Annotated in this window: 31 protein-coding genes; 13 read left to right on the top strand and 18 right to left on the bottom strand. The window is 71.9% G+C overall.

All coding sequences use genetic code 11. The annotated features are described in order from the left end of the window. Positions 1–10 precede the first annotated feature (10 nt). The 6 genes from ACH4ZX_RS15555 to ACH4ZX_RS15530 all read right to left on the bottom strand — a co-directional run bounded on the left by ACH4ZX_RS15555 (position 11) and on the right by ACH4ZX_RS15530 (position 6492). Positions 11–661: an RraA family protein gene (locus ACH4ZX_RS15555; RefSeq protein ID WP_398272397.1), complete on the bottom strand. Its 651-nt coding sequence runs from the start codon at positions 659–661 to the stop codon at positions 11–13. 81 nt (positions 662–742) lie between these two features. Beyond that, complete coding sequence (locus ACH4ZX_RS15550; RefSeq protein ID WP_398272396.1) at positions 743–1720, bottom strand: C-terminal binding protein; 978 nt, start codon at positions 1718–1720, stop codon at positions 743–745. Next, positions 1717–2373: a bifunctional 4-hydroxy-2-oxoglutarate aldolase/2-dehydro-3-deoxy-phosphogluconate aldolase gene (locus ACH4ZX_RS15545; protein WP_398272394.1), complete on the bottom strand. Its 657-nt coding sequence runs from the start codon at positions 2371–2373 to the stop codon at positions 1717–1719. Before ACH4ZX_RS15545 ends, ACH4ZX_RS15550 begins: the two co-directional genes overlap by 4 nt. Then, positions 2370–3704: an MFS transporter gene (locus ACH4ZX_RS15540; protein WP_398272393.1), complete on the bottom strand. Its 1335-nt coding sequence runs from the start codon at positions 3702–3704 to the stop codon at positions 2370–2372. Before ACH4ZX_RS15540 ends, ACH4ZX_RS15545 begins: the two co-directional genes overlap by 4 nt. A 377-nt stretch (positions 3705–4081) precedes the next feature. Then, on the bottom strand, positions 4082–5032 hold the full coding sequence (locus ACH4ZX_RS15535; RefSeq protein WP_398272391.1) for a LysR family transcriptional regulator: 951 nt from the start codon (positions 5030–5032) through the stop codon (positions 4082–4084). A 461-nt stretch (positions 5033–5493) separates the two neighbouring features. After that, positions 5494–6492: an aldo/keto reductase gene (locus ACH4ZX_RS15530; RefSeq protein ID WP_398272389.1), complete on the bottom strand. Its 999-nt coding sequence runs from the start codon at positions 6490–6492 to the stop codon at positions 5494–5496. 110 nt (positions 6493–6602) lie between these two features. Here ACH4ZX_RS15530 and ACH4ZX_RS15525 point away from each other — a divergent pair, with 110 nt between their 5' ends. Continuing rightward, a complete protein-coding gene (locus ACH4ZX_RS15525; RefSeq protein WP_398272387.1) occupies positions 6603–7490 on the top strand; it encodes a LysR family transcriptional regulator in 888 nt (295 codons plus the stop codon). A gap of 445 nt (positions 7491–7935) precedes the next feature. Here ACH4ZX_RS15525 and ACH4ZX_RS15520 read toward each other — a convergent pair whose 3' ends face one another. The 6 genes from ACH4ZX_RS15520 to ACH4ZX_RS15495 all read right to left on the bottom strand — a co-directional run bounded on the left by ACH4ZX_RS15520 (position 7936) and on the right by ACH4ZX_RS15495 (position 11497). Further along, the gene (locus tag ACH4ZX_RS15520) at positions 7936–8067 is read right to left on the bottom strand and encodes a hypothetical protein (RefSeq protein ID WP_398272386.1); all 132 of its coding nucleotides are present in this window, start codon (positions 8065–8067) and stop codon (positions 7936–7938) included. Between the two features lie 118 nt (positions 8068–8185). Further along, positions 8186–8782 (bottom strand): TetR/AcrR family transcriptional regulator, encoded by a 597-nt coding sequence (locus tag ACH4ZX_RS15515; protein ID WP_398272384.1) that lies wholly within the window; start codon positions 8780–8782, stop codon positions 8186–8188. Between the two features lie 185 nt (positions 8783–8967). After that, the gene (locus tag ACH4ZX_RS15510) at positions 8968–9495 is read right to left on the bottom strand and encodes an NAD(P)H-dependent oxidoreductase (protein WP_398272383.1); all 528 of its coding nucleotides are present in this window, start codon (positions 9493–9495) and stop codon (positions 8968–8970) included. 42 nt (positions 9496–9537) lie between these two features. Continuing rightward, entirely contained in the window at positions 9538–10431 is an 894-nt protein-coding gene (locus ACH4ZX_RS15505) for an LLM class F420-dependent oxidoreductase (protein ID WP_398272381.1), read from the bottom strand. 44 nt (positions 10432–10475) lie between these two features. After that, positions 10476–10736: a hypothetical protein gene (locus tag ACH4ZX_RS15500; RefSeq protein ID WP_398272379.1), complete on the bottom strand. Its 261-nt coding sequence runs from the start codon at positions 10734–10736 to the stop codon at positions 10476–10478. A gap of 62 nt (positions 10737–10798) precedes the next feature. Further along, the gene (locus ACH4ZX_RS15495; RefSeq protein WP_398272378.1) at positions 10799–11497 is read right to left on the bottom strand and encodes an NADPH-dependent F420 reductase; all 699 of its coding nucleotides are present in this window, start codon (positions 11495–11497) and stop codon (positions 10799–10801) included. A gap of 101 nt (positions 11498–11598) precedes the next feature. Between ACH4ZX_RS15495 and ACH4ZX_RS15490 the strand changes: the two genes are divergently transcribed. After that, positions 11599–12204 carry a TetR/AcrR family transcriptional regulator gene (locus tag ACH4ZX_RS15490; protein WP_398272376.1) on the top strand — a complete coding sequence of 202 codons (606 nt, stop codon included), beginning with the start codon at positions 11599–11601 and terminating at the stop codon, positions 12202–12204. A 15-nt stretch (positions 12205–12219) separates the two neighbouring features. On the opposite strand, the gene ACH4ZX_RS15485 is transcribed toward ACH4ZX_RS15490, so the two are convergent. Both ACH4ZX_RS15485 and ACH4ZX_RS15480 read right to left on the bottom strand, forming a co-directional pair. Then, positions 12220–12372, bottom strand: coding sequence for a hypothetical protein (locus ACH4ZX_RS15485; protein WP_398272374.1), 153 nt, complete (start codon positions 12370–12372; stop codon positions 12220–12222). A gap of 669 nt (positions 12373–13041) precedes the next feature. Next, entirely contained in the window at positions 13042–13923 is an 882-nt protein-coding gene (locus ACH4ZX_RS15480; protein WP_398272372.1) for a helix-turn-helix transcriptional regulator, read from the bottom strand. Positions 13924–14198: 275 nt separating this feature from the next. Here ACH4ZX_RS15480 and ACH4ZX_RS15475 point away from each other — a divergent pair, with 275 nt between their 5' ends. Further along, positions 14199–15038, top strand: coding sequence for an oxidoreductase (locus ACH4ZX_RS15475; RefSeq protein ID WP_398272370.1), 840 nt, complete (start codon positions 14199–14201; stop codon positions 15036–15038). 512 nt (positions 15039–15550) lie between these two features. Here ACH4ZX_RS15475 and ACH4ZX_RS15470 read toward each other — a convergent pair. Both ACH4ZX_RS15470 and ACH4ZX_RS15465 read right to left on the bottom strand, forming a co-directional pair. Further along, positions 15551–15937: a LysR substrate-binding domain-containing protein gene (locus tag ACH4ZX_RS15470; protein WP_398272369.1), complete on the bottom strand. Its 387-nt coding sequence runs from the start codon at positions 15935–15937 to the stop codon at positions 15551–15553. Next, positions 15879–16808: an SDR family NAD(P)-dependent oxidoreductase gene (locus tag ACH4ZX_RS15465; protein ID WP_398272367.1), complete on the bottom strand. Its 930-nt coding sequence runs from the start codon at positions 16806–16808 to the stop codon at positions 15879–15881. Before ACH4ZX_RS15465 ends, ACH4ZX_RS15470 begins: the two co-directional genes overlap by 59 nt. A gap of 207 nt (positions 16809–17015) precedes the next feature. On the opposite strand from ACH4ZX_RS15465, the gene ACH4ZX_RS15460 reads away from it, so the two are divergent. The 3 genes from ACH4ZX_RS15460 (at position 17016) to ACH4ZX_RS15450 (ending at position 19514) form a co-directional block, all read left to right on the top strand. Next, a complete protein-coding gene (locus tag ACH4ZX_RS15460; RefSeq protein WP_398272365.1) occupies positions 17016–17888 on the top strand; it encodes a helix-turn-helix domain-containing protein in 873 nt (290 codons plus the stop codon). A gap of 754 nt (positions 17889–18642) precedes the next feature. Next, a complete protein-coding gene (locus ACH4ZX_RS15455; protein ID WP_398272363.1) occupies positions 18643–18933 on the top strand; it encodes a hypothetical protein in 291 nt (96 codons plus the stop codon). Positions 18934–19238: 305 nt separating this feature from the next. After that, positions 19239–19514, top strand: a complete 276-nt coding sequence (locus ACH4ZX_RS15450; RefSeq protein ID WP_398272362.1) for an SsgA family sporulation/cell division regulator — start codon at positions 19239–19241, stop codon at positions 19512–19514. A gap of 104 nt (positions 19515–19618) precedes the next feature. Here the strand turns inward: ACH4ZX_RS15450 and ACH4ZX_RS15445 are convergent, their stop codons facing one another. Next, positions 19619–20200 carry a CGNR zinc finger domain-containing protein gene (locus ACH4ZX_RS15445; protein WP_398272360.1) on the bottom strand — a complete coding sequence of 194 codons (582 nt, stop codon included), beginning with the start codon at positions 20198–20200 and terminating at the stop codon, positions 19619–19621. A 144-nt stretch (positions 20201–20344) separates the two neighbouring features. Between ACH4ZX_RS15445 and ACH4ZX_RS15440 the strand changes: the two genes are divergently transcribed. Both ACH4ZX_RS15440 and ACH4ZX_RS15435 read left to right on the top strand, forming a co-directional pair. Continuing rightward, the gene (locus ACH4ZX_RS15440; protein ID WP_398272359.1) at positions 20345–21106 is read left to right on the top strand and encodes a hypothetical protein; all 762 of its coding nucleotides are present in this window, start codon (positions 20345–20347) and stop codon (positions 21104–21106) included. A gap of 67 nt (positions 21107–21173) precedes the next feature. Beyond that, positions 21174–21461, top strand: coding sequence for a hypothetical protein (locus ACH4ZX_RS15435; RefSeq protein ID WP_398272357.1), 288 nt, complete (start codon positions 21174–21176; stop codon positions 21459–21461). A gap of 624 nt (positions 21462–22085) precedes the next feature. Here ACH4ZX_RS15435 and ACH4ZX_RS15430 read toward each other — a convergent pair. Further along, positions 22086–23069 carry a zinc-dependent alcohol dehydrogenase family protein gene (locus tag ACH4ZX_RS15430; protein WP_398272356.1) on the bottom strand — a complete coding sequence of 328 codons (984 nt, stop codon included), beginning with the start codon at positions 23067–23069 and terminating at the stop codon, positions 22086–22088. Positions 23070–23128: 59 nt separating this feature from the next. Between ACH4ZX_RS15430 and ACH4ZX_RS15425 the strand changes: the two genes are divergently transcribed. From ACH4ZX_RS15425 to ACH4ZX_RS15405, 5 genes are all read left to right on the top strand, one after another. Further along, positions 23129–23266 carry a hypothetical protein gene (locus tag ACH4ZX_RS15425; protein WP_398272354.1) on the top strand — a complete coding sequence of 46 codons (138 nt, stop codon included), beginning with the start codon at positions 23129–23131 and terminating at the stop codon, positions 23264–23266. Positions 23267–23615: 349 nt separating this feature from the next. Next, the gene (locus ACH4ZX_RS15420; protein ID WP_398272352.1) at positions 23616–24266 is read left to right on the top strand and encodes an alpha/beta fold hydrolase; all 651 of its coding nucleotides are present in this window, start codon (positions 23616–23618) and stop codon (positions 24264–24266) included. 72 nt (positions 24267–24338) lie between these two features. After that, on the top strand, positions 24339–24650 hold the full coding sequence (locus tag ACH4ZX_RS15415; protein ID WP_398272351.1) for an acyl-CoA dehydrogenase family protein: 312 nt from the start codon (positions 24339–24341) through the stop codon (positions 24648–24650). Between the two features lie 5 nt (positions 24651–24655). After that, positions 24656–25486 (top strand): acyl-CoA dehydrogenase family protein, encoded by an 831-nt coding sequence (locus ACH4ZX_RS15410; protein ID WP_398272349.1) that lies wholly within the window; start codon positions 24656–24658, stop codon positions 25484–25486. A 75-nt stretch (positions 25487–25561) separates the two neighbouring features. After that, positions 25562–26203, top strand: coding sequence for a TetR/AcrR family transcriptional regulator (locus ACH4ZX_RS15405; protein WP_398272348.1), 642 nt, complete (start codon positions 25562–25564; stop codon positions 26201–26203). Positions 26204–26313 lie beyond the last annotated feature (110 nt).

Genomic DNA, 26313 nt, shown 5'->3' with positions numbered 1-26313 from the left:
GCGTGTGTTCTCAGATCCTGTTGTACTTGGCCAGGCCCTCGCGGAGCGAACCGGCTGCCAGGATGAGTCTGGTCTGTTCCTTCTCCCGCTCCTCGATCTCGGTCGCCAGGCGGAGGACCGCCTCCACGTGCTCGGCCGGTACACGGACGGCGCCGTCGCTGTCGGCGACGATCAGGTCGCCGGGCTCCACGGTCAGGCCGCCGAGGACGACGGGCTCGTTGAGAGAGACGGTCTTGATGCGGCCGAGGGTGGTGGCGGGTACCGCGCCGCGGGCCTGGATCGGGAAGCCGAAGTCCCGCTTGATCTCCTCGACGTCGCGCACACCCGCGTCGAGGATCGCGCCGGCGTGCTGGTTGGCGACGGCGCCCGCGGTCATCAGGCCGCCCCAGACGGCGACGTCGGCGCCGTCGGCCGCGATGCAGATGACGCTGCCCGGTGCGGACTCGTCGATGGCCTGCAGGGCGTGGACGGGGGCCTCGGCGTGCTCGGCGGGCACCTCGCGGACCGTGACCGCCGGGCCGACGATCTTTCCGGGGATGACGGGCTTGATCGCGCCGTCGAGGTAGCCGCGCACCCCGACCTTCTCCACGGCGTCGGCGATGGAGGCGGTGGTGATGCCGCGGAAGGCTTCGATGACGTCCTGCGGGTAGCTGGCCGGCATGGTGTGCTCCTGGAATGTCGTGTGCGGAAAGAAATGGGTTGAACTGCTGCCGGCGGAACGGCTGTTCCGCCGGCGTGCTGGTCAGTCGGCCGGACCCCGGGCCGCACGCGTGCCGGCGACGACCACGTGGTCCGGCCTGCCGGTACGGAACCAGGTGGCGACGTTGAGGGCGGCACGGCGCCGTACCTCCTCCTCGGCCTCCTGCGAGTACCAGGCGGCGTGCGGGGAGGCGATCACCCTGGGGTGGCCGACCAGGGGGTGGTCCGCCGGGACCGGTTCGTCGGTCCAGGTGTCCACGGCGGCGAGAGCGAGTTGCCCGGTTTCCAGGGCGGTGTGCAGGGCCTGCTCGTCCACGAGGCCACCACGCGCCGTGTTGACGAGAATCGCGCCCCGCGGCATGAGGCCGAGGCGCCGCGCGTCGGCGATGTGCCGCGTCTCGTCGTTCAGCGGGAGGTGCAGGGAGAGGACGTCGGAGCGCTGGAACACCTCGTCCAGGCCGACCCGTTCGATCGCCTGAGGCCAGGAGGCGTCCGGCAGCGCGGGGTCGTACGCGACGACCCTGCCGAACCAGGGGGCGGCACCGGCGGCCAGGGTGCGGCCGATGCGGCCGAGGCCGAGGACGCCGATGGTCAGCGAGGAGAGCCGACGGACGGTTCCGGTGGCCAGGTAGTCCCAGGTGCCCCGGGCGCTCAGCGCGTCGTACTGCTTGAGGTGGCGGACGCCTGCCATGACACCGGCGAAGGCGTGAGCGGCGACGTCCTGGGTGCCGTAGTCGGGGACGTTGGCGATCCAGACGCCGCGTCTTTCGGCGCCCGCCACGTCGAAGTTGTCGACGCCGACGCCGTAGCGGGAGACAAGGCCGACAGTGGGCGCGGCCTCGTACACCTCGTCGGTGACTTCGGCCCACTGCACGATGAGTGCGCCGGCGCCCTCGGCGGCCCTCGCGACCTCCTCCGGAGTGCGGGCCTGGGCGCGGACCACGGTCAGTCCGGCCTCCTCCAGCACGGCTCGCTCGATGTCGAAGTCGGGGTATTCGGAGTCGGTGATGACGACCTTCACGAGGGAGCTCCAGGGCGGGGGGACGTACGGACGGTGTGTATGCGGGCCAGCAGGGCGGTGGCCGTCTCGCGGGCCCGCTCGAGGGACTCGGGGGTGGCGTCGGCGGGAGCGAGCGAGCCGCCCGCGCCGACGGCCAGGGCTCCGGCGCGCATCCAGTCGGCGGCGTTGTCGGTGCCGATTCCGCCGGTGGGGACGATCGCCAGCTCGGGGAAGGGTCCGCGCAGCGCCTTGAGGTAGCCGGGACCGACGGCGGAGGCCGGGAAGAGCTTCACCGCGGCCGGGCCGTACGCGGCGACCGCCATCACCTCGCTGGGCGTCAGCGCCCCGGCCAGGAAGGGCACCGCGCTGCCCGCCAGCGCCCGGCCGAGCACCGCGTCCGTCCCCGGACTGACCAGGAACTGGGATCCGGCCGCCACGGCGTCCTTGACCTGGGCGGGCCTGGTCACGGTGCCGAGGCCGACCAGGACGTCACCGGGCAGTTCCGCGCGCAGCCGTTCCACGGCGCCGAGCACGCCCGGCACGGAGAAGGTCAGCTCGATGCCACGGACCCCTGCCTCCGCCAGGACGTGCGCGGTGGTCACCGCGTCGGCTGCGGACCGACTGCGCAGCACCGCCACGCAGCCCGCGTCCCTCAGTGCGTCGAGGAAGGTCACTTGGTGCTTCCCAAGGGTGCGATGCGGCCGATGACCAGGCCGTAGACGAGAGCGCCCGCGATCGCCACACAACCGGCCACCGTCAGCGGCACGCCGTACGAGCCGCCGCTCGCGTCGAGCAGCGCGCCCACCACGATCGGGCTGAGGAAACCGGCGAAGTTGGACGCGAAGCCCTGAATGCCGGCGAGCGAGGCCACGTTGCCGGGGGTGGGGGCCACGTCGGACGGCAGCGCCCACAGGCTGGAGGCGGCGAAGGTCAGTGCGGAGTAGGAGACGGTGAGCAGGATGAGAGCGGTTGCCGCGTTGGGCGCGGCTCCGGCGAACACGATCACGGACGCCATGAGCAGACCGCTGACCAGCGGCACCTTGCGGGCGAAGGAGACATCGTGGCCGCGGGCGATCAGCCTGCCCTGGAGCAGTCCGCCGAGCCACTGGCTGGGCATCGCGAACAGTGCCGGGATCATGCCGAAGAACCCGAGTTTCAGCAGGTCGAAGCCGCGCTCGTTGACCAGGTAGGACGGGAACCAGGTGATGAAGAAGTAGAGGACGAAGGAGAGGCAGAAGAAGCCCAGCATCATGCCCCAGGTGGTGCGGTACGCGAACAGCTTGCGCCAGGGCAGTGGTTCGCGCCCGTCCCCGGCCCCGCCCTCCTGGTCGGACTCGATGTAGGAGCGTTCCGCCGCGGACAGTCGCGGATGGTCCTCGGGGTCCCGATAGAAGCGCAGCCAGAAGACGCCGAAGGCCAGGCCGACGAGACCGGCCGCCACGAACGCGCCGCGCCAGCCGAGCAGCGCGATGGCACCGGTGATCAGCGGCAGCGAGACGGCGCTGCCCATCCGGGCGCCGCTGTCGAAGATCGAGGAGGCGAGACCGCGTTCCCGCTGGGGGAACCATCTTGAGACGATCTTCGCGCTCGACGGATACGCCGGGGATTCCCCGACGCCCAGCAGCATGCGCAGCAGCACCAGGACGATCAGACCGGTGGCGGCGCCCACCAGTATGGTGATCAACGACCAGAGGATCACGGCGTAGCCGTACAGCCTGCGCGGACCCACCCTGTCCACCAGCCAGCCGGCCGGGAACTGCATCAGCGCGTACGTCAGGGAGAACGCGCCGAGGAGCACGCCGGAGGCGGTGCTGGACAGGTTCAGGTCGTCCGACATGTAGGGCAGGGCGATGCTGAGGTTCGCCCGGTCGAGATAGTTGATCGCGGTGCCGAGGAAGACCACGGATATGACCGACCAGCGCTTGCCGCTGAAGCGCGTTCGGCCGGGCGGCGAAATGTTGCTTTGAGGTCTTACCCCGTCATTCTGGACAGCCGAAGAAGACATCGATCCTCCTGAGCGGATACGGCCGGGCGAAGGCGACCGGGTGGGGACGGCGAAAGAGGGGACGAAGCCGAGGGCGACGCCGGTGAGCGGCCGATTTCGGCTCTGGGGGCGCCGAGGCCGCGGTCTCCTCGTGTGCTCGGACTTCCTGCCGGACAGGGGTCGCGCCGCGCGGGACGCGGAGCACCTGCCGTCGTTCCGGACGACCACGCCGCCGCCCGGGTCACGGAAGGGTCCCTTCGTGCAGCAGACCCGGAAGCGGTGTGGTTCGTCCGTGAGAAGAGGTTAGGCGTGGGTGTCGTGCGCGTTAAGCACGCCTTTCGAATGTCTGCATTCGCATCGCTGATGCTGCGGCCCGGGCAGGCCCGAGGCCACCCCCGTCATGCCACGACGGAGTCGTCCTCGGCCGGCGGCGGCTCCGTCCCGTCCGGGATGGGGGCGGTGCCGAGGTGGCGGAACAGCGTGCGCGCGGCAGGTGTCAGGGGGCGGGAGGCGTCCCAGAAGGCGGCGACCCGGCGACCGCCGCTTCCCTCCAGGCGGCGCACCGCGACCCCCGTGGTGTCCGAGACCTGCGCGGCCAAGGCGTTCATGACGCCTACGCCCAGCTTCTCCCTGACGAGCCCGACCACCGTCTGGGGCTGGTTGGTGGTGTGCACCGGCTGGAGGTCCTGCCCGTGTTCGCGAAAGAACGCGTACCACTCGAAGGCCAGGCCCTCCGCACGGCCGATGGTGATGACCGGGTACTGGACGACGGCGGTTGCCGGCAACGGCTCGGGAAGGCCGGCCAGAGGGTGCTCCAGGGGGTGTACGACTACCAGGGCCTCGTGCCAGAGCACCTGGCATCGCAGTGACTTCGAGGCAGGAGGCGGCGTGAGAGGCCGCAGGCACACGTCGATCTTCCCGGCGGTGAACGCCTCGTCGAGAACCGGGATCGAGTGGTCGGAGAGGACCACCTCGATGTCGGGGTTGGTGACGGCGAGCCTGGCGAGGACGCGAGGCACGAACGCGGCGCTCGGACTGGGATAGCTGCCGAGCGTCACCACGCCGCGCGCGGTACCGCGCCGGGCGGCCATGGCCTCCTCGGCCGAGTGCAGTTCGCCCAGTATGCGGCGGGTGTGCTCGGCGAGCGCGGCGCCCGCCTCGGTCACGGCGACGGGACGCTTGCGCCGGTCGAACAGTGCGACGCCGGCTTCCCGCTCCAGCGCCGCGACATGCATGCTCACCCGCGGCTGCGAGCGGTGCGTCGCCTCGGCCGCGGCGGCGAAGCTGCCTGTGTCGACCACCGCGAGGAACGACACGAACCACTCCAGCCGGACATCCGTCTTGAGCACGGTGACCACCTCATCCCAACGTACGGCCGCCCGTCGGGGCGAGGAGGCAGCGGACGTCCGGGCTCCCGGTTCCGCGAACCCCCCGCGGATCGCGGGGGACGGAGCCGAAGGTCGGCCCGGCGGCGGCATGTGCACCTGGTCGACCTTCGGCCGTGGTCCCTCTGCGGAGGGCGACCACGACGGCGCGACCTGTCCGCACCGGCTGACCCGAGGCATCATAGATCGCGGTGACGGCGGACTGTGCCCCGTCCCCTTCCGGGGCGCTCGCCTGTGGCGGCCCGGAAGAGCGAGTGGCCCGGGCACCGGGCGGGCCGGCCCCGAGCCGGACGTCGACGTCACCCCGCTGTGTGGGCGTGACCTGGCCGTATCCGATCGCGGTGGGGCTGATCCAGGGGAGTTGCCCGCGCGGGGTCGGACGGCCCCGCGCTCGTACGGCTCCCGGCAGGTGGTGCGGAGTGCCCTCAGTCGCCGAGCAGCGTGCCCGTGCCCTCGGGAGTGAACCGGCTGAGCGCCTGGTCGATCCGGGCCAGGGTGTCGGGGTGCAGCCGAACCCGCGCGGCGGCGAGGTTCTCCGCGATGTGGGCGGGGGTGCGGCTGCCCGGGATGGGGACCACGTGTTCGTCCTGGTGGAGCAGCCAGGCCAGGGCCAGCTGGGCCGGGGTGAGTCCGAGGTCGGTGGCGATGCCGCGCAGCGGGGCGTAGCGGTCGTAGTTGGTCTTCAGGTTGGCCGGCTCGAAGCGGGGCAGGTTGCGGCGGAAGTCGCCCTCGGCGACCTCTTGGACGGTTCCGGTGAGGAAGCCTCCGCCGAGCGGGCTCCAGGCGACCAGGCCGACGCCGAGTTCGCGGGCGGCCGCGTGCAGTTCGGGGTCGATGGGCTGCCACATCGACCACTGGACCTGGACGGCGGCGACCGGGTGGGCCGCGTGGGCCCGGCGCAGCTGCTCGGCGGTGACGTTGGACAGGCCGAGATGGCGCACCAGGCCGTCGGCGATCAGTTCGGCGACGGCGCCGACGGTCTCCTCCAGCGGTACCTGCGGGTCGGGGAAGTGCGGGTAGTACAGGTCGATGACGTCCGTGCCGAGGTTGCGCAGCGACTGTTCGGCGTAGCCGCGCACGTACTTGGGCTCGGCGTTGACGGCCAGCTCACCGAAGGCGTAGGAGACCGGGAAGCGGTGCGCCTGGGCGCCCTCGGGGATGCGGAAGCCGAACTTCGTGGCGATCACCACCTCCTCGCGCCGGCCGCGCACCGCCTGGCCGACGACGCACTCGTTGTGCCCGTCGGGACCGTAGCCGTCCGCGGTGTCGATCAGGGTGGCGCCCTCGTCCAGAGCGGCGCGCAGGGCGGCGACCGCGCGGCGGTCGTCGATCTCCCCGTACATGCCGGGCGACAGCACCATCGCGCCGAATCCGATCGCGGAAGTCTCCAGGGTCGCCAGGCGGCGGGTGGGCAGAGTGGCCATGGGGGCTTTCTCCAGTGGGATCGAGGCACCAGCCGGGGTTCCGGCCGGTGCCTCCACCCTCCGGTACGGTCGGTCACCGAGTCCAAGACCTCTTGCCATAACCTTTGGATATGGACGTCCATCTGCGCGACCTCCGGTATTTCGTGGCCGTGGCCGAGGAGCTGCACTTCACCCGCGCCGCCGAGCGGCTCTATGTCTCCCAGCCTGCGCTGTCGAAGCAGATCCGGGTGCTCGAGCGGCAGCTGGGCTTCCGTCTGTTCGACCGGAACCCCGGCCGGCTGACGCTCACCGCGCAGGGGGAGGCGTTGCTGGCTCGGGCGCGTACGTTGCTGGGAGCCTGGCAGGACGCGCTCAGGGTGGCGCGGGCGGCCGGGCCTGCCGTCGCACTTACCGTGGGCATGCAGACCGCGGTCGGCCGGGATCTGCAGCGCGATGTGCTCAGCGGCTTTCGCGAGCGCGGCTGGCAGATCGTTCTGCGACTGGTGGCCTGGGAGGATCCGACCGCGGGCCTGGCCGATGGCAGCTCCGACCTGGCCTTCGTCTGGCTGCCGCTGCCCGGCGAGAACCTCGTGACCCGCACCCTGGCCCGGGAACGGCTGTGGGTCTCGCTGCCCGTGGGGCACCGGCTCGCAGACCGGCCGGAGGTCGACTTCGCCGAGCTCGCCGACGAGCCCGTCATCGCACTGCCCCGAAGCGCGGGCCCGCTGCGGGACTTCTGGCTGGCGACCACGGCCCGAGGCGGCCGGGAACCTCGGGTCGGCGCGGAGGCCGCCTCACCTGACGAGGTCTTCGAGGCAGTGGTCTCCGGGCAGGGCGTGGCGCTGATCGCGGAAGGCAACGTCGGCTTGTACCAGCGCCCTGACCTCGTCTATCGGCCGGTACGAGGGCTGCCCGAGGCCGAACTGGCCATCGCCTGGCGGGCTGACGACCACCGGCCGGAGGTGACGGACCTGGTCGCCGCCTTGACGGGCGACGGCCGTCCGCGGCCGGTCGGCTGAAACAGCCCGGCCGGCGGCCGGCCGTCCCGCGTGGTACCGGATGTGGAAGAGCCCGACGACCCGCTCGCCGCCTGTGACGACCGGCGCCACCCGCCGGACGGAAATCCGCCGGCGTCACCGGCCTCTACCCTCCACGGCGGGGCCGGCCACCTCCGCCTGGAGGAGCCGCGCGTGCCGGAGCAATGGACGACTCGCCACCTGACTGCCCGTCAGGCGGACTGCGGGGCTGCTCACCGGCCCGTCCCGGCCTGCGCGACGACTCCACGCTGCCGGCCCCGGCCTGGGACCGGCAGCGTGCTGGCGGGGGGCTCACGGCGGGTGCGCCGCGCACAGGCCGGCCGGTGCGCGGCGCACCGTACCCCGAGCGTTCAGCGCAGGACCGAGGCGTGGCACGTCAGCGATCGAAAAGGAGCGATGCTCGAACGCCGTGCCCGGACCCGGACGGTCAGAAGCGACCGGTGTTCTCCTCGACCCACTGACGGAAGGTGAGTGACGGACGGCAGGTCAAGCGCTCGACGTCGTCGGTGACGGCCAGGCGGGCGGCGTCGGGGCCGAGTACCTCCAGGACCGACGGCACCAGACTTTCTCGGCCCAGCCTTCTGGACACCCGGCCACCAGGACCGTGCGCCGGTCCAGTCGCGATCGTGAACCGCTTCTCCCGGTCGCGCCGCTCGGCCGGGGTCACCCGTCCGGGGTCACGCGTCGGGGGTGCGCAGCCCGGCCAGCACGAGGTCAACGGCCTGTTCGGCCCACTCCTGACGGCCGCCGCGGCCGGCCATGTAGTCGGCGTAGAAGGGTCCGAGCAGCGCGGAGACGGCCGTCTCCAGATCGGCGTCCTGGGCGATCTCTCCCCGAAGCCGCGCTCGCTCCAGCACCTCGCGCAGCAGGGCCCGGCGAGGCAGCACGGTGCGTTCGCGCAGCAGGGCGAGCAGATCGGGGGTGTGGGCCTCCTCCGCCAGGCAGGTGCCGATCAGGGCCATGCCGCGCACGCGCCGCACCGTCGCCGCGAAGTCATCGAGGATCGCCACCAGGTCCTCTCGTGTCGTGCCGGTCGAGGGCGGGGCGTCCACCATGCGCACGGCGGCGAGGGCCGCCGTCAGCAGATCCGCCTTGGTCTTCCAGCGCAGGTGGATGGTGGACTTGCTGACCTGCGCGGACGCGGCCACCTGGCTCAGACTCATACGGGTGTAACCGTGGGACGCCAGCAGCTCCAGGGCCGCGCGGAGGATCGCCGCGTCCTTCTCGGCGGACCGCGGCCGTCCCGCGCCCTTGTTCATGGTTGTCTCGCCCATTGCCGCAGGATACGGGGTACACGCACCGAGTGGTTCGGTCCGGGATATGCCCCGCGGTCGTCGCGGGGCCCGCAGCGGGCCTTCCTGGCCGTGGCGCTCCGGTGAAGATCCCTTCGGTCCTGCTTCCGTGCAGTCGGTCCGGGTGGTGCCGCGGCAGGGCCTGTCGTCATCGCGAAGCGTTCCCGTCAGCCTTCCAGGAGCCGGCGGTACCGCTTGGCGTGCAGGGCCAGGTCCTCCTCGGACGCTGTACGGGCGCCGAACAGCACCAGCGGCTCCGCCAGACGCATGCCGGTCAGCTGGGCGGTCGCCCGGATCGGCGCGAGCAACTCGCCCATCGTGAACCGGTTGTGGCCGTCGGCGGTGTACGAGGTCTCCGGGCCTCCCGTGGAGGTGACCAGCTGCAGGGTCTTGCCGTGCAGGACGGTGCCGCCGGTGCCGTAGGCGAAGCCGTACGTGAGGACTTCGTCTATCCAGGTCTTCAGCACCCCGGGCATGGAGTACCAGTACCAGGGGAACTGCCAGACGATCGTCCCGTGTTCGAGCAGCAGCCGCTGCTCGCGGGCGATGTCGATGCGGCCGCCGGGGTAGACGGCGGCGAGGTCGTGGACGGTGACGTGCTCGAGGTCGCGTACGGCCTCGACCAGGGTGGCGTTGACGCGGGACCGGGCGAGGTCGGGGTGGGCGAGCAGGACGAGGGTGCGGTTGGTGGTCATCGGGCAGGGGTTCCCAGACGTCCGGGTGGTGGGTGGGGTGGTTCAGAGTCGGGCGAGGTGCGGGACGACGTGTTCGCCGAGGTAGGCGATCACGGGTCGGGGGTCGGGGCCGCAGGGCATCAGGTGGACTTCCTCGACGCCGAGTGCGGCGTGGGCGGTCATCTCCTCGATGAAGGCGTCGGTGGTCGCTGGGTCCGACGGCGGGGTCCCGACGTACATCACCGACTTGGTGATCGTGTCGAAGTCGCGGCCTTCGCGGTCGCAGTGTCCGCGCAGCACGTCGAGCTTGGTCCGGAAGGCGTCCGGGCCGGTGCCCGGCTGGACGGGCAGGTTCCAGGCGTCGGCGTACTTGGCGACCAGGCGCAGGGTCTTCTGCTCCCCTCCGCCGCCGATCATGATCGGTGGGTGGGGCCGGGTCAGGGGCTGGGGCGAGTTGATCGTTCCTGCGAGCCGGTAGTGGGCGCCCTGGTAGGGGCCGGTCTCCCGGCTCCACATCTGGCGGACGATCTGCAGGGTCTCCTCCAGCCGCTCGAACCTCTCGGCCAGTGGCGGGTAGGGCACGCCGAGGGCCCGGTGCTCGCGTTCGTACCATGCCGCGCCGAGGCCGAGCGCGGCCCGGCCGCCGGACAGCACGTCCAGGGTGGAGACGATCTTCGCGAGCAGGCCGGGGTGCCGGTAGGTGACCCCGGTGACCAGCAGATGCAGCCGTACGGCGCGGGTGTGTGCGGCCAGGAAGGCGAGTGCCGTGTAGCCCTCGAGCATGGGGGCGTCCGTTTCGCCCAGGCCCATGCCGGCGACCTGCAGGTAGTGGTCCATCAGCGTCAGGGAGGAGATCTCCGCCTCCTCGACCAGGCCGGCCGTCTCGGCGAGGACCGGCGCGATCGCGCCGGTGCCGCCGGGCACGTCGTAGGAGACCAGATGGATGCCGGTCTTCATGGTGCGTCCTCGGGTGGGTGAGAAGGGATGGGCGGCTGGGGCCGTCACCGTGCGATCCGGACGCCGTCGGCCAGGTCGCGGGACACCGACCCGGTCAGGGCCGCGACCTCGGCACGCGCCGGGCGGGTGACGTAGGCGTGGAAGGCAGGTTCGTCGTCGAAAACGGCGACCAGGCCGAAGGCCATGGGTCCGCGCGCCGGGCCAGGACCTGGGCCGAAGCCGAATCGCTCGACCGCGTCGAGCCGCGGCCGCGGGTCGGCCGGCAGCTGGGTGAAGGCGACGCTGTGCAGGAGCTTGCCGTTCAACGGGTCGGTCCTCTTCGGTTCGGCCGGCCGGGCCGCCGCCGCGGCCCGGCCGGGGCCTGACGTCAGGCCCCGGTGCGGGCGCCGGCGATGTGGAAGTTGAAGTCGGCGTGGCCGAGCGCGCCCCACAGGCGCAGCCAGATGGGCAGCAGCATCTCGGTGCCGCGGGCGGTGGTGATGTCGCCGAGGTCGATGATGCTCTCGGCCGGCCATCCGAAGGAGACCAGCACGTCGGTGGCGGCCTTCTTCGCGTCGGCGTCGTCGCCGGAGACGAAGGTGTGGTGCTCGCCGGGGACCCGGGCCGGGTCGACCATGACCAGGGTGTTCATGGTGTTGAGGGTCTTGACGACCTTGGCCTGGGGGAAGGCGCGCTGGATCTGCTCGCCGAGGCTGTCGGTGTTGACCGGGTTCAGCGACGGCGGCATGCCCTGGGAGAAGTCCAGCGGGTTGGCGATGTCGAGCAGCACCTTGCCGGCCAGGTTGTCAGCTCCCGCGGCCTCCAGGGCGGCCAGGGCGGCGGCTCCGTTGGTGGCGTTCACGATGATGTCGGCCGAGGCGGCGGCCTCGTTGAAGGTGGCCAGACGCACCTCCGGGTGCTCCGGCTGCCACTGGGCGAATGGCGGGTTGCCGTAGCCGTCGGGCTCGGTCCGGGCCAGGGTGGCCTGCGGGTCGCGGGTGCCGACGGTGACCTCGTGGCCGAGGGAGGCGAGCTTGGCGGCGACGGTCCGGCCGACCGTGCCGGTGCCGAGGACGGCGTAACGCATGAGGGTTCCTTTCGGGACGTGCGGTGTGCGTGCCGGGCGGGTTTCGCCGGACGACTGCCAAAAAACTAAACCGACCCGTTCGGTATTGTAAAGTGGCGTCCATGCGCTCCACGGACAACGACCGCTGCCGCGCCACCGCGGGCCGCCCCCGCTGCCCCGGAAAGCAGGCCGCCATCCTCGACGCCACGCTGGCGCTCCTGGCCCAGCAGGGCTTTGCCCGGATGACCCTGGACGCCGTGGCGCGAGCGGCAGGTGTCAGCAAGGCCACCATCCACCTGCGCTACCGCACCAAGGCCGCACTGGCCGCAGCCGCCCTCGGGGGCCTGCGCACCTGCGCCACGCCACCCCCGGCCGCCGATCTGCACACCGAACTCGCCATTCACCTGGACGACTTCGCCCACGCGTTGCACAGCAACCACGGCATGGCCCTGATCGGCACCTGCCTCGCCGAAGAACCCCACACCCCCGCACTGCTACGGCACTTCCGCGAGCACGCCGTACTCCCGCGCCGCGCCGCCCTGCGCGCCACCCTGGAGCGGGCCCGCGACCGCGGCGCGTTGCCCGCCTGCACCGACCCCGAGCCTCTGGTGTCCGCGCTGCTCGGCGCCGTCTCCGCCGACCACCTCGCCGGGCGGGCCCACACCCCCGACTCGGCCCGCGCCACCGTGCGGGCCGTGCTCGGCCTCTGCGTTTCCGATGACCGGTGAGCGGTCAGAGCCGAGTCACAGCCGGCCGTCCGCACGGACGCAGCTCTCGACCGGGCACAGGCCGGTCGGCACCGGGGCGACCGGGTCCTCGGCACCGGCAAGGGCGCCCTCCGCGCTGCGACTCGGCAGCGCGCAGACCGCAGTCTCCGCGTCCCTGTCGCCACGCACTCGGCCCCCTTCGCCACGAGCCCGTTCCAGGACCCCGGGCAGCAACTGTGCGACTCACGCCGGCGGCAGTGTGCTTCTCGCCCGGGAGATCGGTCGTCCCCGGACGAGGCCGAGCAGGTGATCGACCAGGACGAGTCGCTGGTCCCGCCGGCCCGGCGGTGTGGGGGAGGACTCCGGCCGCACCCGCGGTGTCCGCCGCGTCCCCCGCGCCCCGGTCCACGCAGGGCACCGTATCGCCGCGCGTACGCTGCCGCCCGACTGCGCCCGACTGCGCCCGACTGCGCCGGACTGCGCCGGACTGCGCCGGACTGCGCCGGACTGCGCCCGACGCGCCGTCGAGGTCCTGCTCGGCGCCGGAGCGGTGACTGGTCGCTCCCTGAGCCGACGGCACCCCTGCAGCCGACGGCACCGCTGTCCCTGACACCGCTTCCGATCCCCGGCCCACAGCGGACTCCCGCCACGCCCACGACGGTGCCGAGAGCCCCGGTCTTCCCCGGGCCCCATCGTGTGACGCCCTCCGGCCGGTGCTGTGCGGTCGGGAGGCATCAGGAACCGCCGCGGTCGGCTCGCGGGAGCGTCGGCCTTTCGTGGGACCGAGCACCGCCCAACGGGCTGTCGCCTGGTGGCCTGTGGGCCCCGGGAGCTCGCGCCGCACCGCGGTCGACCCGCTCAGCCTGCGGTCTGCCTCCCGGTGGCCGTCCGCGTCCGGTTCTCGGCGTGCCAACTGGCCAGCAGCCGCCAGGCGTCGCCGGAGACGGCGTCGTCGGCGGGCAGATAGAGGAAGAGGGTCTGATCCGGCTCACCGGGAAGGGTCAGGGCCTCGTAGTCGATGCTCAGCTCGCCCACCAGAGGATGGTTGAAGCGCTTGGACCCCCAGGTGCGCTCCACGACGCGGTGGTCGGCCCACCAGCGGCGGAAGTGCTCGCTCTTCATGGCGAGTTCACCGACCAACTCGGCCGTGCGAGGGTCGTCGGGACGGCGGCCCGCGTCCAGCCGCAGCATGCCCGTGATCTCGGCGGCCACCGTGTTCCAGTCGGTGTACAGCGCGCGGGCCGCCGGCTCGAGGATCGCCCAGCGCGTGAGGTTGCGTTCGCGGTGCGGCATCGCGTCGAAGTCCGCCAGCAGGGCACGCGCCAGGTGGTTCGTGGCCAGCACGTCGGTGCGGCGGCCCAGGACGAAGGCGGCCTGGTCGGTCAGGGAGTCGAGCATGCGCTGCACGGCCGGGCGCACTCGCTGGACGGTGGGCGGGGTACGGCGCCCCTGGCCTGTCCTGGGCCGGGCGAGGTGGAAGAGGTGGGCGCGTTCCGCCTGGTCCAGGCGGAGGGCGGAGGCGACGGCCTCCAGCACCGCGTCGGAGGGGCTGACCTGTCGGCCCTGTTCCAGCCGGGTGTAGTAGTCGGTGCTCACTCCGGCCAGCAGGGCCACCTCCTCACGGCGCAGTCCGGGCACCCGGCGGTAGGCGCCGCGTTGGGGTATCCCGGCGGAGGCGGGGTCGATCGCGGCGCGGCGGGTGCGCAGGAAGTCTGCGAGGTCGGTGTTGCGGGCGGCCATGCGTCAAGGATGCACCGCCCGGCGGACCGGGCAGCAGACGCAAGGGGGGTCTGGCGGACCCAGGAAGCGGCGTCCCGGGCTGGACAGGGCACCGCATCGGCACCCGCGCCCCCCGGCGGGACTGGTGTGCTGGATGCAGCGGCCGCCCGGCGGACCGCACCGGGCCGGAGAACCTTCCGGCCCGGCTACCGAACACCTTCCCTCCGTGGCACCGCGACGCTCCCGCTCTGCGTGGGCGCTCGTGTGCCACCACGCAGAAAAGGCTGCAACTGCCCATGAAGACCTGGTTCATCACCGGCTGCTCCACCGGCTTCGGCCGCTACCTGGCCCGCGCCGTCCTCGACCGCGGCGACCGGGCCGTGGTCACCGCCCGCAACCCCGAGCAGATCAGCGACATCGTGGCCGGACACGACGACCGCGCACTCGCCGTGGCCCTGGACGTCACCGACCCGGCCCAGGTTCGATCCGCCGTGAAGGCCGCCGAGGACACGTTCGGCGGCATTGACGTGCTCGTCAACAACGCGGGCATCGGTTACTTCGCCGCCGTCGAGGAGAGCAACGAGGCCGAAGTACGCCGCATGTACGAGATCAACGTCTTCGGCCTGTGGGACGTCACCCGCGCCGTGCTGCCCGGCATGCGCCGGCGCCGCACCGGCATGATCGTCAACTTCTCCTCCATCGGTGGCCTGCGTGCCTTCCCCGCCGTCGGGCACTACAACGCGACGAAGTTCGCGGTGGAGGGCCTGACCGAATCCCTGTGGCAGGAGACCGAGCCGCTGGGCATCCGGGCCATGCTCATCGAGCCGGGCATGTTCCGCACCGACTGGGCCGGCCGATCCGCCCAGGAGACCTCGCAGACCGAGGAGATCGCCGACTACGCCCCCACGGCGGGCGCCCAGCGGGCCGCCTTCCGGTCGGGCAACGGCCAGGAGCCCGGCGACCCGGCCCGTGCCGCTCAGGCGATCATCACCGCGGTCGAGGCCGCCACCCCGCCGCACCGCCTGCTGCTGGGTTCGGCCGCCTACGACACGGCGCTCGCCGGACTGGACGCCATGCGCGAGGAGTTCGCCGCCTGGGAGCAGGTCTCCCGGGGTGCTGACTTCCCGCAGGACTGATCCGCCGGGCCGTGTCCCGCGCCACCGACCCGGCCGGGACACGGCCCGGGTGGCCCTCAACCCCCGCCGGTGAGGGCCACCCGCCCCGGCCCGCTGCCGCCGCACCGTGGGCCCACACCCCGGGGCACGATGACGACGACCCACCTCTGCCGCCCTCATCACCCCCGCAACGGCCACCCGACGCAGGCCTTTGTCGGCCGCCGCCTTCTGTGTCGGCCTCGGGCCCTCCTCGGCGGAGCCACCCTGAGTGCCGGCCGCTCCTGGACAGCGCCCGCCTGGGACCGTGCCGCGCTCGCCGCGGCCGGGCTGGTCGTCGCCTCTCCATCCGACGGCTGACCGCCGTTCCCCGCAGCCCGGCACGCACCCGCCGTGATCCGGCGGCACGTGCGTCGCACGGGAGGCAGCGCCACCGCATCCCGGCGGGCCGACACCGGTACGGCATCACTGGGCCCATGGCCGGCCGGCGACCCGGCGACGGGCACGCCGGTGAGCCACCCGTTCCCGCCAGACGGTCACCACAGGCGGGCCTGCATGAGCAGGCGGCTGCGGACCACCCCTACGCCCGAGTTCTCCTCGGTTCCCGGGCGCACCGCCAGGAAGAGGGTGTTGAGAGGCGGCACCTCCACGTCCAGCAGTCTGACGAGGTGCCCGCAGGCGAGCTCGGCCGCGCACAGATACGTCGGCAGGACGGTCACTCCCGCCCCGGCCACGGCAGCGGCGAGGACAGCCCGAAGGTCGGGCACGACCACCGCGGGAGTGCCCGCTGGGCGTCGCCGATCCCGGTGACGCCGACTCTGCCGCTGCTCCTCGGGGTGCGCCCTCTTGCGACCGGACAGGGGCTCAGGGCCGGCGCAGGATGGTGGTGCCGAGGTCCCACAGGCGTTCGGCGTTCGCGGCATCGAGTGCGTAGGCGGCCACTCCCGGCACACCCAGTTCCGTGGGCCGTGCGGTCACCTGCGGGGCTTCGTTGACGTCTTCGAAGTAGCGGCCGCCGAGGCCCTCGACCAGCGGGGAGGCGGCGAGGAAGACGGAGGTGGCCGCGCCCTGCTCGACGGTCTTGCGGTAGGGCTCGGGGGTTTTCAGCCCGCCGGTGTGCCGCTGCAGGTTGGTGGCGATCGCCCCGGGGTGCAACGCGTTCGCCCGGATGCCCTCGCTCGACCAGCGCCTGTCCGCCTCGACGGCCAGGAGCACCTCGGCGGTCTTGGACTGGCCGTAGGCGCCGAGTGCGTCGTAGGGGCGGAAACGATAGTCGAGGTCGTCGAAGACGACCGGGGAGAACAGGTGGCCGCTGGAGGACACGGTCACCATGCGTGCGCCGTCCGCTTCGGCGAGTGCCCGGTACAGCCCCAGGGCCAGGGCGAAGTGGCCCAGGTAGTTGGTGGCGAACTGCTGCTCGTGGCCGCCGCTGCCCCGCTCCAGCTCGGGCAGCATCATGATCCCGGCGTTGTTGACCAGGATGTGCAGGGGGCCGGCCCAGCCGGCGGTGAACGTGTTCACCGAGTCCAGGTCCGCCACGTCCAGCCGGGCGACGTGGATCGTGTCGTTGCCCGTTGTGGCCCGCACATGGGCCGCGACCTCCTCGCCGGCATCGGGCCGCCGGACCGCGAGTGTGACCTCGGCGCCGGCGGACGCCAGCGCACGGGCGGTCTCCACTCCGATGCCGGAGGTGGCGCCGGTGATCACGGCACGCTTGCCGGACAGGTCGACACCGTCGATCACCTGCGAAGCGGTCGAGTGGCGGTCGAATGGGCCACGGAAAAGCTCAGGCATGAGTGCTCCTCGATCGGGAGGCGGCTGCGGAAGCACGGCTGGACCTGGTCCGTCGCATCCGACGCAGACACCGCCCATCGACCGGTTCCGTCGATCTCGGCCGTGCCCTGCCACTGTGCGGCAGCTGTGGCAGGCCGCCCAGGACCGGCTGAGACTGGGACTGGCAGGGCCACCCGGTCGGGGCAGCACCTGCCTACCCTGGAACGCATGACAGCCACTGGTGCCCCCGGCCCCCTGGCCACGTATCTGCGCGCCCGCAGGGAACTCGTCCAGCCCGCCTCGGCGGGGATCCCCGACACCGGCAAACGGCGCGTGGCGGGCCTGCGCCGGGAAGAGGTCGCCTTCCTCGCCGGCGTCAGCTCCGACTACTACGTGCGCCTGGAGCAGGGCCGGGACCGGCACCCTTCCGAACAGGTCCTGGTCAGCATCGCGGGCGCACTGCAACTGGACGAGGAAGCCACCGCCTACCTCCTCCGACTCGCCGCTGACCTCCGCACCCGTCGCCGGCGCTCCCGCCGCCCCGAGAAGGCCGGCGACGGCATCCGCACCCTGATCAGCACCTGGCCGCTGACCCCGGCGTACGTCCACGGCACCTACATGGACGTGCTTGCCGCCAACCCCTTGGCCGTCGCTCTCTCCCCCTTCAACGCACCCGGCCACAACAGCATCCTCGCCGCCTTCCTGGAACCGGAACTGCGCGCCCTGCACGCCGACTGGGAGGAGATGACCGCTCGCATCGTGCCCTACCTGCGGTCCGTCGCCGGACCGGACATCGACGATCCGCGTCTCGTCGAGATCGTGGGCGAGCTCTCCGTCCGCAGCGACCGCTTCCGGAAACTCTGGGCACGCCAGGACGTCAAGCACAAGGCCACCGGCACCAGCCGACTGCAACACCCCCAGGTCGGTGCCCTGGAACTGCACTACGAGAAACTGCTGATCCCCGGCACCCGAGGACAGACCCTCGTCACCTACCACGCCCGCCCCGGCAGCGACTCCGAGGACCGCCTGCGTCTGCTCGCCTCCCTGGACGGCTCCACCGGCACATCCGCAGACACCGTTCGTATCACCGTGGACAGCTGACACGCGTCGTGGGTCAGCCGGTCAGCGTGGGTGTGCAGGAGCAGGAGCGTGACGGCTCGTACCTCGTGGAGGGCGGCGAGGAGGCGGTCGTTGTCGAAGCTCAGGCCCTGAAGGGCAGCCAAGGCAGCCTCAGACGCAGCAAGGTCGCGTTTGTCGCCTCGCAGCCGCGCGCTGCCTGCGGTCGCTCGGTTCAGGCGTCGGTGCCGTTCGTGCCGACCGGGGTTTTCGCGGCGGTGGTCAGGTCTGTACAGACGTCGGGGGAGTCGCGGCGGAAGATGGTGTCGGCGAGGCCGAGGCGGGTGGCCGTGGCCGGACGCTCGGTGTCCTGCCGGTCTCCTCGTCAGGGCGTCGGCGGGTGCGCGTTCGAGAATCTCAAGCGGCTTCTCGGCGGGTTCCGGGAGAAGGGTTTCCCGGCGTTCTTCTCGCCGATGTCCTTCTCGGACGGGGAATACGCGAACTGGAGGCACCCGGCCGGTATCCACCGGATGACGTTCGACAACAGGATGTTCGAAGCCGGCAGTTGGATCGCGGAGTTCCACCCCGCCCTCGCGCCCGTCGGCGACGTGGTGGCCGTCGCGCCCCACGAGAATCTCGACGCGTTCGCGACCACGGACCACCGAGGAGGTCCTGACCGGGGCCCTTCTCGGAGCGGTGGACACCGCTCCTGGAGGAGCCGCGCGGACCTGCCTCGTGCCGGGGCCTTCATGGGAACCGGCAGGTCGCCGAGCGAGGCCGCTACTTGGCGAGGAGGGCGATGTCCCATGAGGTCCCCAAACCGGCGGAACCCGTTCTCGAGCCGGCCGCGCGCGAGTTCGCCGAAGCCACCGCCGCTCCGCCGTTCCTGCCCGACCTGCCGCCGGCGGAGGGGCGCAGGGCGGTGGAGGAGATGCAGACCGCACGGTTCGGCGGACCCGAGGTGACCGAGCACTGGGTCGCGGTCTCCGGCGGGCCGATGGGCACCGTCGCGGTGTGTATCGTGCGTCCCCCGAGACCGGCCGCCTGCCCGCGGTGCTGTACGTGCACGGCCCGGCGAGCGGGACGCTGATGTCAAGGGGTGGCAACGGCGTCGCTGCCGGCGGCGTTCTCGGGTGGAGGCAGGTCGGCGCGGGCGGCGGACTGCCGGCCCGAGGTCCCCGGACCGGCCCGGCGTCCGCTGCGTAGGGGCGTTGTGGCACCGGTCCGCGCCCGATCGGGGTGATCGGCCGAAGGCATGGTCCGCGCCGAGGAGATGTCCGAGCCGAAGCTTGCTCCGAACTACCCTGTACCGCCTGTTCACCCCTCGGCTCCGGTACAGCGTGAATGATCCGCTCGTGGTGAGCATGGACATGGTGCCGCTGGTGGGGATCTCCTGTGACCTGGGTGGTGGGCCGTGACCTGCTCGACGTGGGTACCCGGGAGCCCAGCGGTGAGGGCGACTTCCGGGTCTGGCCCGAGCATGAGCGGCGTGGAGCCGGCCGACGTCTCTGCCTCAGCCTCGACCGGCCCGAGGGGCAGGCCACGTTCGAGGCGGACCTGACCGAGATACGGCAGTGGCTGGACTCCACCTACGAACTCGTTCCGGGCGGCTGCGAGAGCGAGTTGCTGGACTGGGAGAGCCTCGATTCGCTGCTGCTGGAGGCGGACTGACCCCGTGCCGGCACGTGCGGCCCGGTCAGCCGGCTCCATCGTCGGAGGGCAGGCATGCGGCACGGCATCAGCCCGCCGGTTCGAGTTGCGGCGCTGCCCGGTGATCAGGACTGCTGCCTGCGACGGGCCCTGGAGGCGCGCAGGTTGACCGTGTTGCCGCACACGCGTACGTCGTGCCAGACCCCGCTGTTGTTCCGTGAGCGGTCGAAGAAGGCCACGGCGCACTTCTCGTAACGGCAGGTCTTCAGCCGCCGCCAGGTGTCGTTGCGCTGCGCGTCGTACATCTCACTCAACAGGGCCGAGGTGACCCATCCGACGCCCCGCCCTTCCGGATGCGCCTCGATCCGGCCGTCGGAGGACAGGCTGAGCCGCAGTGAGCCGGTCGGTTCCGGAGCCGGGCCCGACGGGCTCGGGTGCTCCAGGATTCCGCGCAGCCGGTCGCGTAGTGCCCGCAGTCGGGGCAGGTCCCGCTCCGTGACTGCGATGTCGTGCGGCGGACTGCCTCCGGTCGTCCGTGACCACTGCTCCAGGGCGGTGTCCAGCCAGTCCTGCGCACGGTCCACCTTCGCCAGCAGGTCCGGATAGCCAGGGCCGCCCACACCGATGGTGTTGAGCAGGTCCTGCACCAGGGCGAGCCCGTTGGGAGCGGGCTCCACGCCAAACCGTTCAGTGGCTGCGTAGGACATAGGCAAAGTCTAGTCGGTTGCGTTGTGCCCTTTCTTGCGTGACATAAATGAAAGGCTTACGGTTATGTCGCCGCAGAGGGTGGGACCGCTGAGCCGCCGCTCTGGCCGACCTCACCCCACCCGACGAACGAACGGAGACATGCCATGGCGGTACAACCGCAGGATCCGCAAGCAAGCCCGCTGCTGCGCGAGGTGCTCTCGGCACACGGAGGTATGGGACGCTGGCGCGAGGTGCACACGGTGCGGGCGACGATCGTCACGGGTGGCGTGCTGTGGGGGATGAAGGGCTTGGTACAGGACCCGCATCCCCGGCAGATGACCGTTCGGGCACACGTGCAGCATGCTTCCGTCCAGCCGTTCGGCGCGCCGGACCAGCGCACCGACTTCACCCCGGACCGCGTCGCCATCGAGAAGCTGGACGGTCGGACCGTGGCGGAGCGCACCGCCCCGCGGACGTCGTTCGACGGCCACGGGATGCACACGCCGTGGGATCCCCTGCACCGCGCCTACTTCAACGGGTACGCGCTGTGGACCTACCTGACCACTCCGTTCCTGCTCGCCATGCCCGGCTTCGAGGTCTCGGAGATCGAACCCTGGTGGGAGAACGGTGAGCGCTGGCGCGGCCTGCGCGCCACCTTCCCGGCGCACATCGCCGGACACAGCGACGTTCAGGACTTCTACTTCGGCCAGGACAACCTGCTGCGCCGGCACGACTACCACGTGGACGTGGCCGGCGGATTCGCCGCCGCGCAGTACGTGCACGACGTCGTCGAGGCGGACGGACTCCGGTTCCCGACCGTCCGTCGGGCCTACAGGCGGGACGCGAACGGCTCACCGGTCTACAGCGACCTGCTGGTGTCGATCGACATCAGCGACCTCCGACTCGAAAGAGCGACGACCTCATGAACACACCTCGGGGAACCGCGCTGATCACCGGGGCGTCGTCGGCATCGGTGCGCTGTACGCCGACCGGATGGCCCGGCGCGGACACGGCCTGATCCTCGTGGCGCGCCACCGGAACAGGCTGGACGCCGTCGCCGAGCGGATCACACGCGAGACCGGCCGTTCGGTACAGGGGGCCGCCGACGACATGGTCGATGCCGCGCTGGCCGGGCTGGACGCCGGTGAGTCGGTGACCATCCCGGCACTGCCCGACGTGGCGCCGTGGGACGACTGTCAGTCCGCGCGACAGACGCTGAGCGGCAACCTCTCCAGCTCCCGGCCCGCCGAACGGTACCTGAGCGCCTCCACCGCTCACTGAGACGGCTGGCCCAATCCCGGGATCCGTCATCCGCGCGGCTCCGGGGTCCGGGCGGGCGGCGCGGGGCGATCAGCTGAGCACGATGCCGGGTGAGCCGGGCCCGGGGACCTGCCGTCGGCGAAGAACTCCCGGCAGCGTGCGAGATCCTTCGGCGACGTTGTCGTTCCGCGCCCGACCGATGACGAAGGCATGGGCGCGTTGGGCAATGACATGGCCAGGCCGCTGTTTCGGGCCCGTCCTGCAATGCGGGCCCGTCCTGCAAGGTGACGGCCGCGCTCCAGGAGGCGCGCGAGGAGGCCGACGTCCGGAATGCACCGCCACCGCCTGCCGCGGCCGGGCGAGAGCAAGTGCGGCTGGGTACGAGCCCGGCCTCGGCGTCCCGAGCCTCGTCCACGCCGCCGACCTGATCGTCCGGACGGTGGGAGGGGCGGCACCCGTCCTGGGGCGAGAAGCGTCCGAGGCCGTCGCGGACGGAACGGACCGACCCGAGAGGGGCCGGACCGCGGGGCGCCGCGTCGGCGACCCGCGCGGTCCTCGACAGCGCTCAGCCCTCCGCGGTCCACGCCGTCAGAAGCCCGGCTGCGCCGACCGCGAGGTCGGCGTCTTCTGATGAGCGCGACCGTGTCAGCCGACGTCGATCACGATCTTGCCCTGCGCGGTGCCGTTCTCCACGGCCGCATGGGCGTCGGCTGTGTCGGCGAGGGTGAACCGCCGGGGGTCGAGCAGCGGTGCGAGCGCCCCGGAGTCGGCGAGGGCGGCCGTCTCCCGCATGATCTCCCCGTGATGCTCCCGTCCGCGCCCGGTCAGCAGCGGCAGCAGGGTGAAGACGCCGGAGTAGGTCGCCCCGCGGAAGGACAGCGGCGCGATGCTGTGGGTGCCCCAGCCCAGGGCACTCACCACGTGGCCGGTGTAGGTGCGCACCGCCGTGAAGGAGTCGTCCAGCACCGAGCCGCCGACGGTGTCGAAGACGACATCGAAGCCCTCCCCGCCGGTGTGCTCGGCGACGTACTCCTCCACACGGGTGGATGTGTAGTCGATCGGGGTGGCCCCCAGGCGCTCGACGGTCTCCAGCCGCGCCGGCGAGGCGGTGGCGAAGACCTCGGCACCGCGGGCCCGGGCGATCTGCACGGCGACGTGGCCGATTCCGCCCGCTCCGCCGTGGATGAGGACCTTGTGTCCCGCGCCGACCCGTGCCCGGTCGACCAGCCCCTCCCAGGCCGTGATGGCGACCAGTGGCAGGGCCGCGGCTTCGCGCGGGGTGAGCGCGGCCGGCTTGCGGGCGAGCAGACGCGCGTCCACAGCGGCGTACTCGGCCAGTGAGCCCTGCACGTCGCCGACACCACCGGTCATGCCGAAGACCTCGTCGCCCGGGGCGAAGCCGTCGACCCCGGCGCCGACCTGCTCGACCACGCCGGCCAGGTCCAGGCCGAGGACGGCCGGCAGTACGCGCCTGGCGTGGGGGGCCCTGCCTGCTTGGATCTTGGCGTCCAGCGGGTTGACACCACTGGCCTTGACCTTGACCAGCACCTGACCCGGGCCGGCGGTGGGCTTGTCGATCTCGCTGAGGACCAGCGGTGTGTTGAACTCTCGGAGAACCACTGCGCGCATGACGTGTCTCTTTCCTGTCGCTGGGTGGGTGCGGATTGCCGGTGCGGAAGTGCTGGGGTGTGTTGCGGGGGGTGGGCGGCGACGAGCAGGCGCGCGGCGGACTTGGCCTCCGCCACGACGGCGCGGTCCTGGAGCAGACACCCCGAGGCCAGTGCGCCGTCGATCAGGAGTCCGAGCTGCTGGGCGAGCCCGGCTGAGGCGGCGGCGCCGGCTTGTCCGCTCAGCTCGGCCGGCCGGGCGTGATGCCGCTGGGCGTGCTGCACGGTGAGGCTTGGGCCTGCGAGTCCAGGTCGGCTTCGACCGCCGCACCGAGAACCCTCTTCTCCGGCCTCGTCTTCCTGGCTGCTTCACCATGCCACGGCCTCCTGACCGAACAGAACTGTCTGTTCGTTTAGCGGGATCATATTCCATCGGACTTGCTGTTGGACAGTGTGTCCAAAGCTGCTTAGGCTCGGGGCGGGCGCTGTTCAGCGCGGTAAGTCGTCCGATCTTGAGAGTGGACTGTTCGTGAGAGCTGATGAGACATCCCGTCCGACCCTCCTTCTGGTGCACGGAGCGTGGCACGGCTCGTGGTGCTGGGAAGGGCTGACGTCCCTGCTTCTCGCCGACGGCTGGGAAACCCGCACCGTCGATCTGCCCAGCGCCGGGGGAGAAGCGGGCGTCCAGGACGACGCGCAAGTGCTGCTTCGGGAACTGGCGCGTATCGACGGCCCGGTGGTCGTCGTCGCTCACTCCTACGGGGGTGTACCGGTCACCCAGGCCGTCGCGGAAGCGGAAAACGTCACACATACCGTCTACCTCGCGGCGTACCAGCTCGAGGTCGGGGAGAGCCTTCTGGGCCGTCACGGCGCACCCGTGCCGTCGGACCCCGACGGCTTCCAGGCCGTTCCCGATCAGCCGGTTCCGCTGTTCTACGCGGACGCCCCCGCTGCCGACGCCGAGGCGGCCGCCGCGCGGCTGGTACCGCAGAGCATGAGGTCCTTCGCCGACACGGTGACCGCTGCCGGGTGGCACACGATCCCCTCGACGTACATCGTCTGCGAGCAGGACCAGGCGCTGCCGCCGCGGATCCAGGAGGAACTCGCCACCAGGGCCGGAGCGGTCCACCGCATGGCGAGCGGCCACTCGCCGTTCCTGTCGATGCCTGGGCGGTTCGCGGAACTGCTGACGAAGATCGCGTCGGAGTCGTCCCGGTGAGGCCGGGTTCTCGCTGATACCCCCGGTACCCCGGGTCATCCCCTCGAGTCCGCAACCGCGCAGGAGAACCCGGTGCCCAGCGACTCCGACGTCGAGTCCGACACGCGGTCGAGGCAGAAGGCCAAAGCCGAACTCGTGGCTCGCGCCGCCGCCCTGCGGCCGTCGCCGCGCGAGCAGGCCGGATGCGGTGAGACGGATCGGGTGGTCCCGGCGCCGGTCACAGACGCACTCGAGGAGGCGGGTGTCTTCCGCCTGCTCACCCCCAAGCGCTACGGCGGTCTCGAGACTGATCTGCGCACCCTGACCGAGGTGTCGCAGACGCTCGGCACGGCCGACGGCTCGTCCGCCTGGACCGGCACGGCGCCGATTCCGACGCGCGCGTGACGGGTGTGGCGGCTCCGACGGGCATGGGGGAGAAGACGCCGGGCGGCTGGCCGGTCAGCGGCCGCTGGTCGTACAACTCCGGCGCACCCTATGCCACTTGGGCCGCGGTCGGGGCACTGCTCAACGACGACCACGGCGCGGTCGTCGACCAGGCGCTGGTCCTGATCCCCGCGGACGACCTCACGATCGAGGACACCTGGCACATGGCGGGTATGAAGGGCACGGCCGGCAACACGCTCATCGCGCGGGATGTCTTCGTCCCCGAGCACCGTGCGCTGTCGGTACCCGCGACCGCGGAGGGGGTGCATGTTCGCTCCCGGCCGGAGGAGACGCTGTACGGCTCCACGTTCGGGCCCATGCTGCTGCTGTGCCTGATCGGACCACTCCTCGGGATGGGCAGGGCGGCCCTGGACGCTGTTCTGGAGGCGGCCGCCACCAAGCCGCTGTCCTTCACCACCCATGCACGGCAGGCGGACTCCGTCGGGGTCCAGACGCAGGTGGCGGAGGCGGCGCCGAAGCTCGAGACGGCCCGGCTGCACACCTGTCAGGCGGTCGGCGCGGTGGACCGGGCAGCCCCCGTGGGCCCCCTGGACTACGCGGCGCGTACGCCTGTCAGGGCCCAGGCCGGCTATGCGGCCCAACAGGTTGTCGAAGCGATCGGAATCCTGCTGAACACGCACGGCTCGTCCGCGTTCGCCGACACCCATCCACCGCAGCGGGTCCGGCGCGACGCCGATGTCGCGGCCCGCCACGCGGGCCTGGTCCCGGGCGTCGGCCTGGAGGCGTACGGCAAGTCGCTGCTGGACGTCGACGAGCGGGTGAGCCTCATGGTGTGAAGGGCCGGCCGTCCGGAGGCCGAAGGCGCCGCCATCCTGGCCGGAGCCGCCCCGACGGCTCCGTAGGATGGCGGCATGGCTTCCACCACGCGACGACGCTCCACCGCGGCCGACCGGCGGACCGCGCTCGAGGAACGGATTGTGTCCGCCCTCGAGGAACTCCTGCGTGACGGCCTCACCTACACCGAACTGAGCGTGGAGCAGATCGCGAAGGCGGCGGGGATCTCACGGTCCACGTTCTACCTGTACTTCCGCGACAAGGTGGACGTACTGCTGCGGGTCAGCGGTGCCCTCAGGTCACAGAGCTACGAGATCGCGGCGGCCTGGAGGCCCAGCGCCCCGGACGGCGGCGCCGAGGGCCTCGCCCGCACCTACGAGCTGATCATCCGGCACTACCGCGAGCACGCGGCTCTGCTGTCGGCGATCCACGAGGTGGCCGCGTACGACCCCGTGGTCCGCGACTCCTGGGCGGACCACCAGAACCGCTTCGTCGACAACCTGGTGACGATTTTGAGAGAGGAGCAGCGGGCCGGGCGCACGCCGGCCGACATCGACCCCCGTCTCGCTGCCAGCGTGATCGTCCAGGGGGGCGGCGCGGTCATCACCCGGCAGGCGGTCGGAGGCGACGGCGGCGAGGACGCCGTGGTGGCCCGGGAACTGGCCTACGGCTACTGGCACGGCGTGTACCGGCGTCCGGCCGGGCGGCCGACGTCCTGACCGACACAGCGGACGTCCGGGCTCCCGGTTCCGCGCACCCCTGCGCATCGCGGGGTACGGAGCCGGTGGGCGGCCCGTCGGCGGCTGCGCACCTGGTCGACCTGCGGTCG

It is taken from the genome of Streptomyces sp. NPDC020490, from assembly GCF_044335305.1.
GTDB lineage: Bacteria > Actinomycetota > Actinomycetes > Streptomycetales > Streptomycetaceae > Streptomyces.
This window is presented reverse-complemented; position numbering and strand designations above follow the sequence as displayed.